13 protein-coding genes are annotated in these 18405 nt (G+C 64.9%); 1 reads left to right on the top strand and 12 read right to left on the bottom strand.

Going from position 1 to position 18405, the window contains the following annotated elements:
* Positions 1-124 precede the first annotated feature (124 nt).
* The 7 genes from G4L39_RS09060 to rpsJ form a co-directional block, all read right to left on the bottom strand.
* Positions 125-1582: an NADH-quinone oxidoreductase subunit N gene (locus tag G4L39_RS09060; protein WP_165107612.1), complete on the bottom strand. Its 1458-nt coding sequence runs from the start codon at positions 1580-1582 to the stop codon at positions 125-127.
* 573 nt (positions 1583-2155) lie between these two features.
* Complete coding sequence (locus G4L39_RS09055) at positions 2156-5431, bottom strand: family 78 glycoside hydrolase catalytic domain (protein WP_165107610.1); 3276 nt, start codon at positions 5429-5431, stop codon at positions 2156-2158.
* Between the two features lie 1942 nt (positions 5432-7373).
* Positions 7374-7841, bottom strand: coding sequence for an NYN domain-containing protein (locus tag G4L39_RS09050; protein ID WP_165107608.1), 468 nt, complete (start codon positions 7839-7841; stop codon positions 7374-7376).
* Positions 7842-8021: 180 nt separating this feature from the next.
* The gene (gene rplW, locus G4L39_RS09045; protein WP_165107606.1) at positions 8022-8303 is read right to left on the bottom strand and encodes a 50S ribosomal protein L23; all 282 of its coding nucleotides are present in this window, start codon (positions 8301-8303) and stop codon (positions 8022-8024) included.
* A 51-nt stretch (positions 8304-8354) separates the two neighbouring features.
* Positions 8355-8987: a 50S ribosomal protein L4 gene (rplD, locus tag G4L39_RS09040; RefSeq protein WP_165107605.1), complete on the bottom strand. Its 633-nt coding sequence runs from the start codon at positions 8985-8987 to the stop codon at positions 8355-8357.
* 13 nt (positions 8988-9000) lie between these two features.
* A complete protein-coding gene (gene rplC, locus G4L39_RS09035; protein ID WP_165107603.1) occupies positions 9001-9777 on the bottom strand; it encodes a 50S ribosomal protein L3 in 777 nt (258 codons plus the stop codon).
* A 38-nt stretch (positions 9778-9815) separates the two neighbouring features.
* Positions 9816-10124 (bottom strand): 30S ribosomal protein S10, encoded by a 309-nt coding sequence (rpsJ, locus tag G4L39_RS09030; RefSeq protein ID WP_165107602.1) that lies wholly within the window; start codon positions 10122-10124, stop codon positions 9816-9818.
* 780 nt (positions 10125-10904) lie between these two features.
* On the opposite strand from rpsJ, the gene purH reads away from it, so the two are divergent.
* Positions 10905-12461: a bifunctional phosphoribosylaminoimidazolecarboxamide formyltransferase/IMP cyclohydrolase gene (gene purH, locus G4L39_RS09025; RefSeq protein ID WP_165107600.1), complete on the top strand. Its 1557-nt coding sequence runs from the start codon at positions 10905-10907 to the stop codon at positions 12459-12461.
* 29 nt (positions 12462-12490) lie between these two features.
* Here purH and G4L39_RS09020 read toward each other — a convergent pair whose 3' ends face one another.
* The 5 genes from G4L39_RS09020 to G4L39_RS09000 all read right to left on the bottom strand — a co-directional run bounded on the left by G4L39_RS09020 (position 12491) and on the right by G4L39_RS09000 (position 18315).
* Positions 12491-12880: an FHA domain-containing protein gene (locus G4L39_RS09020; RefSeq protein ID WP_165107599.1), complete on the bottom strand. Its 390-nt coding sequence runs from the start codon at positions 12878-12880 to the stop codon at positions 12491-12493.
* Positions 12880-13554, bottom strand: coding sequence for a polysaccharide biosynthesis/export family protein (locus G4L39_RS09015; protein ID WP_165107598.1), 675 nt, complete (start codon positions 13552-13554; stop codon positions 12880-12882). Before G4L39_RS09015 ends, G4L39_RS09020 begins: the two co-directional genes overlap by 1 nt.
* A gap of 33 nt (positions 13555-13587) precedes the next feature.
* Positions 13588-15774: a GumC family protein gene (locus G4L39_RS09010; RefSeq protein ID WP_165107596.1), complete on the bottom strand. Its 2187-nt coding sequence runs from the start codon at positions 15772-15774 to the stop codon at positions 13588-13590.
* Positions 15775-15833: 59 nt separating this feature from the next.
* The gene (locus tag G4L39_RS09005) at positions 15834-17114 is read right to left on the bottom strand and encodes an outer membrane beta-barrel protein (protein ID WP_165107595.1); all 1281 of its coding nucleotides are present in this window, start codon (positions 17112-17114) and stop codon (positions 15834-15836) included.
* Positions 17115-17502: 388 nt separating this feature from the next.
* Positions 17503-18315: a LysM peptidoglycan-binding domain-containing protein gene (locus G4L39_RS09000; RefSeq protein WP_165107593.1), complete on the bottom strand. Its 813-nt coding sequence runs from the start codon at positions 18313-18315 to the stop codon at positions 17503-17505.
* Positions 18316-18405 lie beyond the last annotated feature (90 nt).

The following is an 18405-nucleotide window of genomic DNA, read 5'->3' as shown; positions in this document are numbered from 1 at the left end:
GCCCCCGGCCCAGGCCACACCCGCCCACCTCCCCGAATCCGCGCCGTGAAACACCAACCCGTCACCTCCACGGGAGCCCAATCCGCACCAACACGTCCTCACATCGCCCCGCCGTCCCGGCCCGTCAAAACGCCAGCACCCGCGACGCCTGTTCCGCCCAACCCAACACCCGGCCCGGGAACAATCCCAAATACAGCATTCCCACCAGACACAACGCCGCCGCAAACCGCAACGCCTGCGGCACCACCACCGGAGCCGCCTCCGCAGCCGCCGGTTCCCAGTAAATCACACGGATCACGCGGAAATAGTAGTAGATCGAAATCACCACGCCCACCACCGCCACCGCCGCGAGCACACCGTAGCCCGGATGCTGTGACACCTGTTCCACCACCGACCGGATCAGCAGGAACTTCCCAAAAAACCCGGCCAACGGCGGCACGCCAGCCAGCGAGACCATTGCCAGCGCCACCGTGGCGGCCAGAAACGGCGACCGTTCATGCAACCCCGCCAGACCCGTCACGTCCTCCGTGCCCGTATGCCGCAGCACCAGCACCACCACCAAAAACGCCCCCACCACCGTCAGCGCATAGGCCACCAGATAAAACAGCACCGCCGCCTGTCCCGCCCCGCTCAGCGCACACACCCCCAGCAACAAATACCCCGCATGCGCGATACTCGAATACCCCAGCAAACGTTTCAGGTTCCGCTGCCCCAGCGCACCCAGGTTCCCGTACAGGATCGTGGCGCCCGAAACCACCATCAGCAGCGTCATCACCTCCGCCCGCTCCCACAACCCCGGCAGACCCGTAAACAACAACCGCAACAACAACACCATCCCCGCCGCCTTCGAACCGGCCGCCAGCAGGGCCGTCGTCGGCGTCGGCGACCCCTCATACACGTCGGGCGCCCAGACCTGGAACGGCACCGCCGCCAGCTTGAAACCCAGTCCCGACAACACCAGCGCCGCCCCCGCAAGGAACAACGGATGCTCCGCGTACCGGGCCGACACCATCGCCAGCTCCGGGAATTGCAACCGACCGGTCACACCCCACAACAACGCAATCCCCAACACCAAAAACGCCGACGACAACGCCCCCAAAATCAGGTACTTCACCCCCGCCTCCACCGAGGCCCGCCGCGTCCGCTCATAAGCCGTCAACACGTAAAACGACACCGTCATCAGTTCCACCGAAACGAACAACAACACCAGATCCCGTGCCGACGCCGCCAGCATCATCCCCGTCAATGCAAACAACACCAGCACGTAGTACTCCGAAATGCCGCTGCGGAGCCGGTCCGTATATTCCACCGCCATCCCCACCACCAACGCCCCCGTCAGCAGGAACAGACGCTTGAAAAACAGTGCCAGTTCGTCCTGAACGAACATCCCTCCAAAGGCCGTGCCGGTGGCGTCCAACCCAAATGCACCCAGACAGCTCAACACCAGCAGCGCACTCAAACCCGCCGCAGCCGACCAACCCAGTGCACGTCGGTACCGCGCCGGCAGCCACAGGTCCGCCAGCAGCAGCAAAACCCCCAACACAACCACAGCAATCTCGTGGCTCAACAACCCAATGTTCATCGGCACCCCAAAAAGACCGGCCCAGCCTTGCAAAACCATCGACGATGGTCAATGTCGCGTCTCCCGCCCGGCTCCCAACCCCGGCCGGACCTCCGGAGACCTCCCAAGCCTCGCAGGTTCCACCTCCTTTGCGCCACGTTGTCTTCCGGCGCGCCAAACTGGCGGCCGGGGCCATGGCTGCACGCAAGTCCCGCCCGGAAGAGGCGGCGGCGCCAGGGAACGCCGCCTCAACCATGCGCCCGGCCGCCTCCCGCCAACTCGCAGAGGGCCGGGTCGGATCCCCGCCGACCCGGCCCTCCCCGCCCGCTCGTGCAACCCAATCGGAGTGAACTGCAGCCCCGGCGCCCGCGACCTCGTTCGCAGCGTCCGGACATACGCCCCTTCAGCCGCACCCACGATGGGTCCCTCCGACCGGGCTCCGGGCAAGCGCACAAACCGCCCGCTGAACAGGCGCCCCACCACCCGCCCACCGCTCAAACCCGCCGTCGGTGGTCACCAACCCCGGCAAGTACCTCAAAAGGGCACCTCGCGCACGCAACGCGGTGCCGGGCACATCGAACCGCACCGCCGGAGCTACAACCGCGAAGTGAAACGGTACCGGCCCGAACCCACCTGCAGAATCACCTCGTCTCCGCTCCGGTCCACAACGCTGATCCCGGGCGCCTGTGTCAGGGGCCGACCTCCCTCGCGCACGTCATCCGGCGATCGAGCCGGGACGTGAACCAGGGCTGTTGTGTTCGGAGGCACCACCACTTCCAGCTCCACTCGCTCACCCTGCCGGCGCCAACGGCTTTCAATCCGTCCGCGAATGGAATCGTAATGGGCCTGCACCCACTCCAGACCTTCACTCGACCGCGGGATCAACGGCCGGATCCGCATCGTCTTGAATGCCGGGCCCTCGGTGTCGATGCCCGCCGCCCGGCTGTAAAGCCACTCACCCACACAGCCCAGCCAGTAATGGTTGAAGGAATTCATGCCGGGATCCTGAAACCCGCGTTCAGGTGTCCACCCGTCCCAGCGTTCCCACATGCTGGTGGCGCCCCAAAGGACCTGCTGCAGCCAGGACGGATAGGTCTTGTTGAGCACCATGCGCCAGGCCAGCTCCGGATGCCCGGCCTTCTCCAGCGCAAACAGGACCAGGGGCGTACCCAAAAAACCGGTGGCCAAATGCCAGTTCTGTTCCTCCACGGTCTTCACAAAGGCACGGGCCACGCGTTCCTTCAGGTTGTCCGGGACCAACCCGAGCCCGAAGGCCAGGGCGTAAAACGTCTGACCCGTCTCGCCCCTGCCGTCCACGATGCGCCCGTCCTCCCGAATGAATCGCTGGACAAAGGTCCCGCCGATCTGGCCGGCCAGTTGCGCATACCGGGCCGCATCATTGGTTCGTCCCAGGGCCGACGCGATCTCGGCCATGACGCGGGTGGTGTAAAAGTAGTACGCCGTGCCGATGACCTCGGAATGCTGGGGACCGGCCAGACGCAGCCAGTCGCCGTATGCGCCGGTGCCTCGGACGTGATTCGTGCTGGTCCGCTCCAGGAACTGCATGTACCGCTGCAGGGCCGGATAATGCCGTTCCAGCACCCGCACGTCGCCGTACATCCGCCACATCTGCCAGTTGCAGATCGGCCCGGCATCGGCCCAACCGGTGTTGCCAAAACCCACCACGTTGATGTGCGGGGCCACGTCCCCGAACGCACCGTCCTCGCGCTGCGAATCCTCGCACAAATCCACCAGCCACTTGGTGAAAAAGGCCGGCGCGTCCATGTTGTAACAGGCGGTTTTCATGAAGACCTGGGCGTCGCCGGTCCAACCGGCCCGCTCATCCCGCTGGGGACAATCGGTGGGCACATCGAGGAAATTGCCCTTCTGACTCCAGAGCGTGTTCAAGACGAGCCGATTCACCAGCGGTTCGGAGCACTCAAAGGCCGAGGCCCGGGCAAGGTCCGAATGCACCACAATCCCCGTCACATCCGACGGCAACGGACGTTCCTCCAGACCGGTCACCTCAACATACCGGAACCCATGAAACGTGAAGTACGGCTCGTAGGCCCGGCGCCTGGACCCGGCCAGATAGTACGTGTCGGTGGCGCGTGCGGCGCGCAGATTCTCCGTGTACAACGTGCCGTCCGGGTTCAGCATCTCGCCATGCCGCACCACGACCTTCTGGCCCGGCCGACCCCGCGCCTGCAAACGCACCCAACCCACCATGTTCTGGCCCAGGTCGAAAATGTACACACCCGGCCTGGGTTCGGTGACCTTGAGGGCCCGGATCTCCTCCACGCGGCGAATCGGCGGTCCGGGATGGGCCGTCAACAGCACCTGGACACGCCGGTCCACCGTCACAGGTTGCCAACCTTCGTCCTTGAAACGCGGGCGGTCCCAGCCCGGCATCTCCAACCGGGCATCATAGACGCAACCCATCAGCAGGTCGGCTTCGCGAATCGGGCCGTGCGCGGCCTTCCACGAACCGTCCGTCACCACCACCTCGGTGGATCCGTCCCCGTACTCGATGTGCAACTGGGCAAGAAACCGCGGGCGGTCGCCGTAGTAATGACGCCGGCCGGTGAAGGCGAGGTAACTGGCGTACCAGCCGTCGCCCAGGATCGCTCCCAGCACGTTCTCACCCCTGCGCAGCAGCGCGGTGACGTCGTATCCCCGGTAATGCACGCGCTTGTGGTAATCGGTCCAGCCCGGCGACAGCACGTCGCGGTCGGGGGTCTGACCATTCACGTGCAGCTCGTACACGCCGAGGGCGGAGGCAAACAGGACGGCGCGCCGGATGGGTCGCCCCACCACAAACGATTTCCGCAGGTACACCGCCGGACCCATGCCGGATTCGGTCCGTTGGACCTGTCCCCAGGGAGCCTCACCGAATCGCCCCACCTCTGCGGCAGCCTGCCAGTCGGCCGGGTCGTCCGCCGCGGTGGCCCAACCCTCGGGCGCGCGCGGGCCACTGCGCCATGTGCCGTCGACCGGGATCACCTGGGTGGCTCCGCTTTCATAGACCACCACCAGTCGCCCCACCAAACCGGCCGGCGTGGGATTTGCGCCCCCGTTGCGCGCGCGGATGGCCAGGATGTTGGTGCCCGGACGAATCCGATCGGTCACATCCAACGTGGCAAGCGTGCGCCAATTGGAACCATGCCCCGCCTCCTGCCCGTTCACAAACAGGGTGAAAGCGTCATCGGCGGTCACAACCATCACCGCCCGGCGCACGCTCTGGCCCGGCAGGGTTTCGAACCGCTTCCGGAAAAAGGCGTCGCCCGGCGGTTGTTCACCCGGTTTGGCCCCCGGCAACCAGATCCATACCGCCCCCTCCAGCTTCAGGGATTCCTCCAACCGGGCCTGCCACGGTTCAAGCAACGCATCAGCATCAAACCCGATCCATTGCGCCCTCCAATCCCCCGGGTCCAACACGCCCATGGTCCAGCGGGCCGGTTCGCTCCATGGGGTGGGCCGGCCCTCCTGATCCCATGCCCGCACCTTCCAGAACACCGTCTGCGCTGTCCGGAGCGGTCGCCCGCCATACTCAATGTGCAGGGTCTCATCCCCGGCCACTTTGCCGCTGTCCCAAAGATCCCCCACGTCGCGTTTCAACAGGTCCTCGCGGGAAGCCACCAACACCTGCCAGGCCGTCTGCCGCACACCCCGCAAACGGTCCGGAGCCTCCAACCGCCAGCTCAAACGCGGCCGCGCCGTTTGCACCGCCAACGGCTCGGCCTGGTATTCGCAGCGCAACCCGGTCACACGCACGGAACCGGCAGCCCCGTGTCCATGCCACACCGGACCCAGCCAGCCCACAATCAGGCCCAGAAGAAGGGACGTGCCCAAACCACGCGAGTTTCTCATGGCGAGTGCTCTCTTTCCGTTCGGTTGCAGGACGCGTTTCCGCAGGAAGGGCCGCCCGGGCGGCTCCACAAACAGCACGCCACGGAGCAACGCCACGGCAACCCACAAAACCTGCGCCACCGCCAGCGTAGTCACCCAAACACCGCGCGAAAGCACTTTTTCACGCCGCTCGCTGCACAAAACCGATCCACCCGGCCGCCGCCGACAGGTGCACCCCTGAAAACTCAAAGGCCCGTACCGATCGGACCCGGAGGAGGACGCCGATCCATCGATTCCGTAATCAGGCTGCCGCGGCGCGGAATCCGTCCCCGCCGATAAACCCACAACAACACCCCCGCCCCAGCCAAACAGAACACACCGCTCCAGAGGAACAGCCCGCCACGCCCCCCACGGGTCGGACCCGGTGGACCCTCGGCCAACGACACCCTGGCCGCACCCGTCTGCGTCGTCGCCGCCACGGCCGACCCACCCGTCTCAGACCCGTCAGCTCCCCGCCGGGCCCCCGCCGGTTCGGACCGTTCCACCCGGAACCGTTCCACCGCCTCTGCAGCGGGGTCACCTGCCGGCACCGAACGCTGTTCGGCCCTTCCCCCAACCGCCCGTTCCTCCGCCGAAGCGGTCTTCTCAACCGACGCCGTTTCCCCGCCCGCACGCGCGGCTCCCGACCGGGCAACCGCTGTTACACGAGTGCCCTGCAGGGGCCCGGGCCCGTTTTTCTCAGCCCCCACCGACCCGGCCGGCGCTCCAGAACCACGCACGGACACGCCGTCAGAAGTCGGCACCTCGACTTGACCCGGTGCAATCCCAACCTGCCCGCTTCCCCGCCCTTCACTGCCACGCCCGGCCGCAGATGTTTCCGAACGCAACTGTCCCTCCGGTACGCCGCCCCTCCCCTCTTGAACCGGCGCCGCCGCCGACTTCACCGTCGCACCAGCTCCCTCCGCTGTTGGGGCCACCAGGGAAACCAAGGGTTCCAACGCCTTCTCCCCTCCTTCTGACGTCCGGACCTGCCCCGAGCCGGGCGACCCCGTCGCTGGCTCCGGCATGGCCACGGAGGGGGCGGGCTGGCCACGGGCTGCCGAACCTTCCACTGTCCCTGTAGCCTGTGCGTGCGCAGCCCCGGAGGTTGTTACCGCGCCAACCGCCGGCTCTACCGGGCCTCCCTCGCTTCCCTGCCGGGGCGACTGATCCCTGCCCTGGTTCTCATCGGGTGCCGTTTGCCGGCCCACCTCCCTGTCCGATAGCCCGGCCGATGAACCTGAACCGGCGACCCCGGCCGCGAGACGGTCACCCGGCGTTTCGGGCATCGTCACGGGCCAGGGCGGCTGGCCCACGGCCCAGCTCAGCCACCGACCCCCTTCAGCTCGCAAAACCACCACCACCGGTTGCCGGGCGCGCCGCTGCACCCGCCGCATTCGCTCCATTGCCTCCTTAATCCCGGCATCGAACGGCGTGCCTGCCACGGGCCGTTCCCCGGTGCATAGGATGATCAGATTGAACCGCTCGGACGTCGCGGACACGGCCTCGGCCAGAGGAACCACCACACTCGGTTCCCCACGATGCTCCCATGACCTCGACGCCAGAAACGTCCTCAGCAAGCGCAAAATGTCCGCCGCTGCCTCCGTCCGCCACGTCTGAAGCGGGAACTGACCCGTGGTCACCGTGTGGTGAAACGTCCAGACCCCGATCGTATCCCCCGGCCGCAAACGCCCGTCAAATCCGGAACGCACCAGCTGTTCCAGCGCGGCCTCCAGAGCCGCGCGGCGCGGTGCCATGTCCGCCGAGGTCTCGATGGCCAGCAACCATCGCCCCTCCCGTGACGGCGCACCGGCCCTAGCCGGGACAAGCGATACCAGGAGAAACAGCCCCATCCAACCGGTCAGACCGGCAAACCACCGGCGCCGGCCGTTCCGTCGGAAGTGTCGCGGAAGCGTGCGTTCCATCATCGGCGATTCCGAAACCGCGCCTGGTCACGCCGGTTGAGTTGTTCCAACCGAGTGCGCTGCTCCTCCAGTGTGCTCCGGAGATGGCGGATGAACTCCTGGCAGGACCACGTCCAGGCACCAAAAGCCTCCACCGTCTGGCGCTCGGCCACATCTTCCGTGACCACCAACACCTCGCCCCACGCCACCAATCGCGCCGCAGCCCGCTCAATCAGCGCGTCTGCAGTCTGCCCGGGCTCCGAATACAGCACCTCAATGGCCGCCGGGTCCCGGGGCGGAGCCGGTCCCCGACGGTTCCGGGCATCGAAGAAAACCGTCACCGGGGTGCCCGTGGCGTCCTGATACCGGGTCAACACCTGGATGAGCGCGTCGCGCGCCCGGGCCGAATGCCGCGGCGAACCGGGAGCCAGCTCCGGCCACTGATGCAGCAGACTGTAACCGTCGATCAGGATCCGTACGGGCGACACAAACCCACCATACCGCACCCGGGTCGCGCGGCCAACGCCGAAACCGGGCGCCATCCCCGTCCCGCTTGCGGTCGTGCCCGGGGCGGCCCGGGCGCAAAACGCAACGAAAAGGCCCGACCCCGGCGGGTCGGGCCTCCAAAAAACGAACCTGCTGCACGGCCAGGGCCGCGCAGACACAGGTCAGGTCAAAATGATCTTGTCGCCCTCCTTGAGGGTGACGATCGCCTTCTTCCAGTCGGGCGATTTGCCCGCTTGATGGGTTCTCTGGCGGCGCAGCTTCCCACGCACGTTCATCGTGTTCACCCGCACCACCTTGACCTTGAACAGTTCCTCGACGGCCTTCCGGATCTGGTACTTGTTGGCCCGCCGATCCACCACCACGGTGTACTGGTTGTAATTCTCGCTCTGCCGGGTGCCCTTCTCCGTCAGGCGCACTGTTTTGACGATCTCAAAGCTGTTCATGGCTCACGAACCAGGTTGCGGGCCGGACCTCATCCGACCCCGGATTCACTCTCAGGACTCCTCCTCGCGCAGACGTTCCTGCACCTTTTCGAACGCCGCCCGCGTAAACAGCAGCGTGTCCGGACGCAACACGTCGTACGTGTGCAGGTTCTCACCCGTGGTCACCTCCACAAACGGGATGTTCCTGGAGGCCAACAGGAGGTTCCGATCCGGCGGACTGGCCACCACCAACACCGTGCCCTTCACCTCCAGCGTCTTGAGCACGTTCAGGAAGTTCCGGGTCTTGTGATTCGGCAGCGAAAGCTCGTCCACCACAATCACATCGCCCGCCTTCAGCCTTTCCGTCAGCGCCTTGCGCAGTGCCAGGCGCTTGGTCTTCTCGTTGACCTTGAGCGAGAAATCCCGCGGCTTGGGACCGAACACCACGCCGCCGCCCCGCCACAAGGGCGATTGGAAGGAACCGGCGCGCGCGCGGCCGGTCCCCTTCTGGCGCCACGGTTTCTTGCCGGTGCCGGCCACCTCGCCCATCGTCTTGGTGCACGCCGTGCCCCGACGCCGATTGGCCAGGTGTGCCACCACAACGTCATGCACGGCCTGCGTCCCCCGCATCCCTTCCACCAGCGGGAAGGTCACCTCCAGTTCCCCCTGCGGTTTGCCCAGGGTGTCTTTGACAACGAGTTTCATGGGACAAAGCTAGCTATTTCTTGGCGGTTTTCTTGGCAGCCTCTTTCGGCTTGGCAGCCGCCTTCGGCTTGGCCTCGGCCGCCGCCGCGGCGGGCGCGGCCGACTTCGGCCGTGCCGTGCCCTTCGGCCGTTTCTTGGCCTCGCGAATGATCACGTAATCCCCGTTGGCGCCGGGGATGGACCCCTTGATCAACAACAAATTCTCCTGCTCGCGCACCTGCAGGATCTCCAGGTTCTGCACCGTGCGGCGCACCTGGCCCATGTGACCCGGCATCCGCATCCCGCGCCGGACCGTTCCGGGAAACAAACGCTGGCCAATCGCACCCGGCCGGCGATGCCATCCCTTCGCCCCGTGCGAGGCGTCGCCGCCGCGGAACCCGTGCCGTTTGACCACGCCTTCAAACCCGCGACCCTTGGTGATCCCAATGGCGTCCACATAATCGCCCGGAGCAAAGATCCCCGGCCCGATCAGGTCCCCCGGCTTGACCGGCAGCGAAAAATCCCGGAACTCGCGAATCCGCTGCACCGCCGTCAACAAGACCGGGCTTTTCGGTTCCCCGTCCGGCACGCTGACGCCGTACTTCTTCAAATGCCCCAACAGGGGCTTGTTGATGCGCTGCAGTTTCTGATCCCCAAAGGCCAACTGCACGGCATTGTAACCGTCCGTCTCCCTGGTCTTGCACTGCAGCACCCGGTTGGGTCCGGCCAGCACGATCGTCACCTGCTGGAGCACGCCATTGGCGTCGTAAATCCGCGTCTGGCCGAGTTTCTTGCCAATCAGACCAATCATAAGGCAATCCGTAGCGTGGAGGTTTGCAGCCGGGCCGTTCAAATCTTGATCGTGATGTCCACCCCGGCCGGAAGGTTCAGCTTCTTCAGCTCATCCACGGTCCGCGCAGTGGGCTCAATGATGTCAATGAGCCGCTTGTGGGTGCGCTGCTCGAAGGTCTCCATGGACTTCTTGTCCACGTGCGGCGAACGGTGCACCGTCCACCGTTCAATCTTGGTGGGCAGCGGGATGGGCCCCGCCACACGGGCACCCGTTCGTTTGACCGTCTCGGCAATCTCGCGCGCCGAGTGGTCTATGACCCGGTGGTCATAGGCCTTCAACCGAATCCGAATCCGTTGTACTGGCATAAAGAACAGTCCGTTGCAAATTCGCCCAAGGTTTCTCCGCTCCGTTTAAAAAGCGGACGGCCAATGTAGCACCTGCCCGACTCCGCGCAATACCTTTTTGCAACCCACCCGCGACCGCGCCACCGGGCCCTCCAAAGCCCCTTCCCCCGGGCCACCGTTCACCCCCACAACGAGGAAACAAACGGAGCATGGCGGGTTCGCAAGGCAGTATGGCGGGTTCGCAAGCCCTCGCAGGCAGGCCAGAGGGCTGGGCATGTGACCCTGCCCGGCGCAGGCTCGTCAAGAGCGGGCACACACAAACCGATCCCGCTCGCGCGTCCAGGGGCCCGGGCCCGGTCAGGAGGCAAAAGAGGTCTGCCGGCCGCAGGGTACCCCGGCCGAGTAGCCTCCCATTAGCCGGCCTTGCAGGGGCCACTCTCAACCCAAAGGGACGCCCCACCCGATGCTCCGGAAAACTTTCTTTTCCGCCGCCACCGCGCCCACCTGCGCAAGGGCCAGTCGATCCGCCCCGGATGCCTTCCGGTTTTTTGCAGCCCCGGATCGGTCGCGGATTCCCACTTCGACAACGCTGATCCCGGCAGTCGGTGCTCCGGACTCTGCACCCCATTGGTGTCAACACCATGGATGCGGTTGCGGAGAAGACAGCGGCAGCGCCCGCCGAAAATGCCACGCCCCACCCGAAACAGGGTCGGGGGCAGAGTCCGGAATGTACCCGGCCGTCGCACCGCAGGGACTCCGAGGTTGACGGCCCGGAGCGGCTTTCCGACCTTGAATGGCCGCATGGGAAAGATCGAGCGAGCGTTGATTTCGGTTTGGGACAAGACCGGGCTGGTGCCCTTTGCCCGGACGTTGGCGGAAGCCGGGGTTGAAATCCTGTCCACCGGGGGCACGGCCCGCGTGTTGCGGGAGGCGGGGATCCGGGTGGTCGAGCTCAGCGATTACACCGGGTTCCCCGAGATGTTGGATGGACGGGTGAAGACGCTGCATCCCAAGGTGCACGGCGGGCTGTTGTTTCTGCGCGACAACCCCCAACACCAGGCCACCGTCGCCGCACACGGAATCCGGCCGATCGACCTGGTGGTGGTGAATCTTTACCCGTTCGAACAGACCGTGGCCCGCGAAGGGGTGACGTACGAGGAGGCGATCGAGAACATTGACATCGGCGGCCCGGCCATGCTCCGCAGCGCGGCCAAGAACCACGCCAGCGTGACCGTGGTGGTGGATCCGGCCGATTACGACGTCGTGGCCCGGGAGATCCGGCAGACGGGTCAAACCACCCCGGAACTGCGCCGGCAACTGGCGGTCAAGGTCTTTGCCCGCACAGCGGCCTATGACGCCGCCATCCACGCCTGGTTGTCGCAAAGGAACTTGGATCCGACCGCCGCCCCGACGCCGCCCGATCTTCTGCTGCTGAGCGCGCCCCGGGTCCAGAGGTTGCGGTACGGCGAGAATCCCCATCAGACGGCCGCGTTGTACGGCCGTTTTGGCGAGTATTTCACCCAGTTGCACGGGCGTGAGCTTTCCTACAACAACATCCTGGACCTGACGGCCGCCGCATCGCTGATCGCCGAGTTTGCCGACGACCCGCCCACGGTGGCGATTCTCAAACACACCAACCCCTGCGGCGTGGGCCAGGGCAATACCTTGCGGGAGGGATGGGAAAAGGCCCTGGCCACCGACCGACAAGCCCCCTTCGGTGGCATCATCGCGGTGAACCGGCCGCTGGACGGCGATTGCGCGGCCGCAATCGCCGAGGTTTTCAGCGAAGTCATCGTGGCACCCGCATTCACCGAGGAAGCCCTCCAGATCCTGCAGCGAAACAAGAACCTCCGCCTGGTCCGTCAACTGAAACCGCAGCCGCCCCCGCCCGAATGGGAAACGCGCAGTGTCGGGTTCGAATCGTGGCTGCATCAGACGCGCGACCGTGTGCCCGCGCCGCCAGCGGAACTGCGCGTGGTGACGCGGCGGGCGCCGACGGAAGAGGAGTGGCGGGCGCTGCGGTTTGGATGGCGCGTGGTCAAGCACGTCAAATCCAACGCCATCGTTTACGCCGGGCCGGATCGGACCCTGGGCATCGGCGCGGGCCAGATGAGTCGGGTGGACGCCAGCCGCATTGCGGTGTGGAAGGCGCGGGAAGCGGGGCTCTCCCTGCAAGGCAGTGTGGTTTGCAGCGACGCGTTTTTCCCTTTCCCGGACGGGTTGATCGCCGCGGCCGATGCCGGGGCCACGGCTGCAATCCAGCCCGGGGGCTCGGTGCGGGACGAAGAGGTGATCGCAGCGGCCGACGCCCGCGGGATGGCCATGGTGTTCACCGGGTACCGGCACTTCCGGCACTGATCCCGGCCATGGCCTCCACCGGGGCGTTCTCAACCACCGGCCCGGCCCATGAGCCACAGCTCCAGTGCCATGACCCCGAAAACCACCAGCCAGGCCACCGCGCTCGAAACAAGCCGCGGACGAACGCTGGTGGGGGACAACTGAAAGCGAAGCCGCACACCACCGACAGTCAGTATGTCCCCGTTTCGGAGCCGCGCCTCGCGCACGGGCTGGTCGTTGACCCACAAACCGGCCGCGCCCAGGCTGCTGACGAGAATTCCCTGCGTTCGATCCCAGTCAAACCGCAAATGCCGGTCCCAGACGCCCGGGGCTTCGAGTGCCACATCGCTGTCCGGATTCCGACCCAGAAAAGCCGGAAGGCGCCGGATGGTATAACGGCGCCCCCGAACCGGGTCGGTCAGACCCACCAACTCGATCATCACCAAAACCGCCGCGGCACGTGGATCCGGTCGCCGGGCATGACCTTGGGATCCAGCTCGGGCCGTTCAATGGCCTTGCGACAGTCCACCACCTCGGTCTGGCCATTGGCGCGCACCAGCAGGACCCGGGTTTTGCGGGCAAAATCGGTGAAATCGCCGGCGGATTGAATGGCCTGGGTCACGGTCAGCTCGCCCAACCACGGGTAACGACCCGGCGACCGCACCTCGCCGCCCACATAATAAAATCGTTCCAGTGACTTCACCGTCACGGTCAGGCGCGTGTAATAGCGGGAGTACCGTTCCTGGAGTTCCTTCTGCAGTTCCCCCGCGGTTTTCCCCGCGGCAATCACCGAGCCGATCATCGGCAGCGTAATGGTGCCGTCCTCCTTGATCCGCTCCTCGTGCGGCGGTGGAGGCGAATCCACTCCCGAAAAGTTCACGGTTACCGTGTCGCCGATCCGGAATTTTTCCACCGCACCCATTACCTCGGTGCGGTTGGTGGAAAGTGCCGGGGGCTGGGCCACCGGCGCACCGCCCCCCCCGCCAACCACGGCAGGTTCCGGAAATGCCGCCCTTTCGGATTCCGGGGTCCCGCAACCCGAAAGGAACCAGGTCAAAACCAGCCCACAAAAGAGGACATGCCATCCCTTGGAACGCTGTGCTGCGTGGCTCATGCGAACCCTTCCCATGTGATTCAACCGACGGCCCTAGTATTTGGGTTTGATTTCGGTTCGGGCAAGTTCGCCCGCGGCCTTGTCGGTCTTCTCCCTGCCCTTGCCGGAGTCGGACTTCTCGGAATCGTCGCTCCGGTAGTAGTAATCGTGGTAGTAGCCGCTGTAGTAGTAATAGCTCTCGTCCTGGGAAAGGTTGATGTTGTTCAGGACGATGCCCACCAGGTTGCCGCCCACCTTTTCGATCATTTGCTTGGCCCGGATGTTCATGGGCTGCGGGTAGCGACGGTATTGGATGACCTGGAGCGCCATGTCCACCTCGCTGGCCAGGATCGAGGCGTCGCTCACCCCCATGATGGGCGGCGAATCGAAGAACACGAAGTCGTACCGCTGCTTCAGTTCCTGGATCAGCTCGCGCATGGCTTGTGAGCTGAGGATCCCAAGCGAACTGCTGGGCAATTTGCCGCTGGGCATGAAGTCGAGCGTGGGCAACTGGGTGGTTTGAATGACCTCCTCGAGCTTGTTCTGGCGCAGGAGGTAGTTGGTCAGGCCGATCGCGTTACTGACCTTGAGCCGCTTGTGCAGCGCCGGCCGGCGCAGGTCGGAGTCCACAATCAGGACCCGTTGATTGCTCTGGGCGAACACGGTGGCCAGGTTCAATACGGTGGTGGTCTTGCCCTCGCCGGCGCCGGCGCTCACCACCACGAGGGTGTTCAGGCGCTCGTCCTTCCGCGAGAACAGGATGTTGGTCCGCAGGACACGGTACGCTTCCGCGTGCGGGCTTTCGGCGCCCTCCTCCAGCAGCAGGCCGACGTTCTGGGGGATGACGCCCAGCACCGGCGCACCCAGGGCGCGTTCCACGTCGTCAATGGTCTTGACGCTGGTGTCGAGGTACTCGATGAAGAAGGCAAGGCCCACACCCACGACCAGACCGAAGATCACCCCCAGGGCGATGTTCAGGCCTTTCTTGGGCTGGACGGGCCGAAGACCGGGCTGGGCCTGTTCCACAATGGTGACCATCGCGGTCTTGGGCAGGTCCACGTCAATCCGCTCGGCCTTGAGCTTGTTCTCCAGAACCCTCTGGAAGGCAACGAGGTTCTCCAGTTCCCGCTTCTTTTCAAAGTAGGGCCGGCTTTTCTCGACCTTTTCGATGTCCTTGCGGCGGGCCTCCTCAAACTCCGCCACGATGGAATCGAGCCGTTCCTTGAGCGAGGCAACCCGGACCTCCAGCCCCAACAACAAACCATCCACGCGGTTGGTAATCTTGCGCTTCAAATCCTCGATTTGCTTCCGCACGGTGACCACGGTGGGGTGTTCATCGGCGTAGTCGCGGCGGAGTTGGATCAGGGCTTGCTCAGCCAGGTTGAGGCTCTGGAGCAGCTCGGTCAACTGGGGATCGTCACGCATGGCCGCGGACAGGACCTGCGGGAGCTGATCCCGCGGTACGGATTTGAGTTGCTCGAGCAACTTGGCTTCGGCCTCGTACTGGGATTTGGCTTCGATTCGCAGGGCCTCCATCCGCCGGACGGTCTCGGACTCCAGCAACAGACTCGGTCCGGTCCCGGCCGCGTCCACGTCGGAAATCTGCAGTTCGCGCCGGAGCCGGTCCAGCTCGCGCTGCGTCTCGTCGATTCGTTTCTGGTGCTCCTCCAAGCGGTCCACCAGGACGGCAATACCGCCCATGCTGAGCTTTTTGCGCTGCTCAATGCGGTACCGTTCGTAGCTGCGGGCCACGGCGTTGGCGATGTCGGCCGCCTCCTGGGGATCTTCGCTGATCACGCGGATCTCAATGATGCTGGTGTTCCGGCGCGGGCTGAGGTCCATGCGGCTGCGGAGCAGCATCAGGGCCTCGGTCATCTTCAGAGGCTCGCCGCCCGCGTATTTTTCGCCCCACCGCCGCATCAGATCGAGCTCGTTGACCACGTTGGTGAGCACGACCTCGGAGTTGATGACCTGGAATTCCGTCTCGATGAAGTAGGGATCGTAACCCGGGTTGTAGAGCGGGTCCACAAAGCCCCGGATGTCGCTAATGTCGCGCTCGACCTTGATCAGGGCGGTGCTGGCGTAGCGCTGGGGCATCATGTAGGTCACGATGACCGCCGTCAGCACCACCAGGAAGAAGACCGCGAGAATGACCGTCTTGCGGATCCGAATGATCCGCCAGTAGTCGAGGAAGTGCAGCTTGGTTTCGGGGGGAGGGGTAGCGACTTTGTTCGGTTCCATACAAAAAAGCAGGGGGCTAGAACACGCGCTGATCCAGCCCCCTGCAACTCACATTCGGTTCAGTAGGTGGCGGTGACTCCAATGTACACCCGATTGCGGTCATAGGACCGGGCCGGGATGTCCGAGTTCAGCCGGTCGAAGTTGTAGCCGGCCTCGCACGAAAGGAAGCGGTTGATCTGGTAGGTCAGGTTGATCCCCGCCGAGAAGAACCGGTCGCTCTGGTCACCGTACAGCCCGCCATCGAAGGTTGAGTCCTGATAGCGAACGTTGGCGATGGCGACCAGTTTGGGTGTGATCTGGTGACTGATCATGCCGTAGACGGTGCTGCTTTCCTGCGAACCGGTGATGCGGCCGCCAAACGGCGCAATCACGTCGGTCGCATAGAAGGAGTGCACAAAGCCGATCTGCACGTTCCCGCCACGGGCATAGCCGTAGCTGGCGCTCACGTCCACATAGGGAATCCACTTGTCCTGGTTGATCCGGTCGTTGTCGTAGTCGATGTAGGTGGCCCCCAGCTTCAACGACGCACTGGCGTTGCGCAGGAAGGCATGGTTCACGCCCGCATACACATAGTGTGATACGTTGTCGCGGTCCTTAGACATGACCGGAATGGTCTGGAATGGATCGAGCCACGCGATTTGCTGATCCCCGGTGTAATGCGTAATGCCGAAATTGTATCCCACGAGGGCGGTGGTCTCCGGCAGGGCCTGCCACCGGAGGTTGCCCACAATCAGGTGTTCCACCCGGTCCAACAAACCCGACAGACTGGCACGCTGGAAGACCCCGCCGGGAGCGACGACCTGGTCCTGATCATAGTTCCAATAGACGTTGTTGTAGCCCAGCTGCACGCCCAACAACCGGGTCAGTTGGGCACTGGCGAGGAACCGAGCCCGGTTCCGGATGTTGTCGCCTTCCGTCCGGTAGGGCACGCCGTTGTCGAGCAGCTCGGGCTCCTGGGCCACCACAAAGGTGTTGCTCAGGTCAACGCTGTAACGCTCCGAAAACGCGTGGTTCAGGCGGAGGTCAACCTGGTGGCTGTGATCCCAAGCGTCGCTGCTGCGGTCCTCGTAATACTTGCCGGAGTAAAGGTACCGCAGGCCGAGGTAGGTCTGCTCCAGCGGCAGGTTGAACTGAACCGACGGGGCAATGTTGAACCCGAAGCTGTCACGCTCCTGCTGGTTGCTGTAGCCGTAGGCGTAGTTGTCGTCGTAAAAGCCGCGCAACGTGGCGGAGACACTCCACGTCTTGGTTGCGTCCGGCCCTAGCAGCCCGGGAGAGTAAGCGGAAACGCCCGTGATCCCGACCGTCACCAAGCCGACAGATGCCACGATCCTTTTCATAAGCTTTGACCTCTTGGTTTCGTGATGCATGCCCCGGCGCCACGTTCCCTACGCCACCGAAGCCGCTCCCATTTCTACCACGGTTGCTGGATTCGTCAACAAATCTTGCGGCTTTTTTACCGCCAGGGACAGATTCCTGCAAGCGAAATATTTGCGGAGGAAAAAACTTTTTTCGGGGGGAGCCCGGCGGCCGGTCAGCCTGCTGGATCAGTGCGGGCCCGAGCTTCGCCCGAAACCAGTGGGAAGGTCGTTCGGCAGCCCGGCGTCGCATGCGATGCGCGGGAGGGTCCATGGCACACAGACGGCCGCGTGATTCCATGAAATGCAGCAGGCGTGGCGGCAGAAGAGCCCGGGGCTGAGGGCCGCCGATCTTTTTGAAGGGCCACGATCAAGGTGGAGGCACACGGATTTGCTGGCCCACGCGCATCCGGCGCGGGTCCAACCCGGGGTTGGCGTCCAGCAGGGCCTGCACGCCGACGCCGTAGCGACGGGCGATCCGGGCCGGGGTCTCCCCCGGCTGCACCACGTGGACGCGCCAGCCGGCATCGGGTCGAGGATTTGCCTGCGTAGAAGGGGTGGCCGACCCGGTTCCCTGCGGGGCCGTCGTCGGCATTTGTGCCGCGCGCGGTTCCCCGCCCCGGGTGTCCGGTGGCGGCGACGACGGGCCGGTCGCGGGAGCAACCGTTGAAGCCGTGGCATTGGACAGGGCCCGGGCCAGGTCGGCCGCGTAGGACTGCCACCGGGCCAGGTCGGCCTTCAAGCGGCGATTTTCCTCGGCCAGTTGTTCGAACTCGCGTTGCAGGCCGGGGCTGATGGGCAACGGGAGCACGCTGCGCGCCAGCTCCTGTTTGCAGGCGAGAATCCGCTGGCGCACGATGTCGGCGTTTTCAGCCCGGGGCCGCAGTTGGAGGTACCGTTCATAATGGTACACCGCCGCAGCGGGGTCCGGGACTTTCACGTCGTACAACCAGCCCAGCTCGAAATGGGCCGAAGCGGACCGTGGATTGACCTCCAATGCACGTTGGAAAGCCTCCACCGCTCCGGTGTAGTCCATGCCGTTGACGCGGGCCTTGCCCAGGCGGTAGTAGGGTTCCTTTTGTTCTTCGAGAGGACCTCCCGGGCCGGGTGTGCATCCGGCCATCCACACCGCCACCAGCCCGCATCCCAGCAGTGCCTGCCATGGCCACCTGCGGCGATGCATCGAAGCGCAAGCTAAACGATCCACCCGGAGCTGTGCAATGGTTGACGGGACCCGCGCCCTCCGAAACGCCCCAGCCGGTCACGTGCAAAC

Origin of the sequence: Limisphaera ngatamarikiensis (assembly GCF_011044775.1) — a bacterium.
GTDB classification, from domain to species: domain Bacteria; phylum Verrucomicrobiota; class Verrucomicrobiia; order Limisphaerales; family Limisphaeraceae; genus Limisphaera; species Limisphaera ngatamarikiensis.
This window is presented reverse-complemented; position numbering and strand designations above follow the sequence as displayed.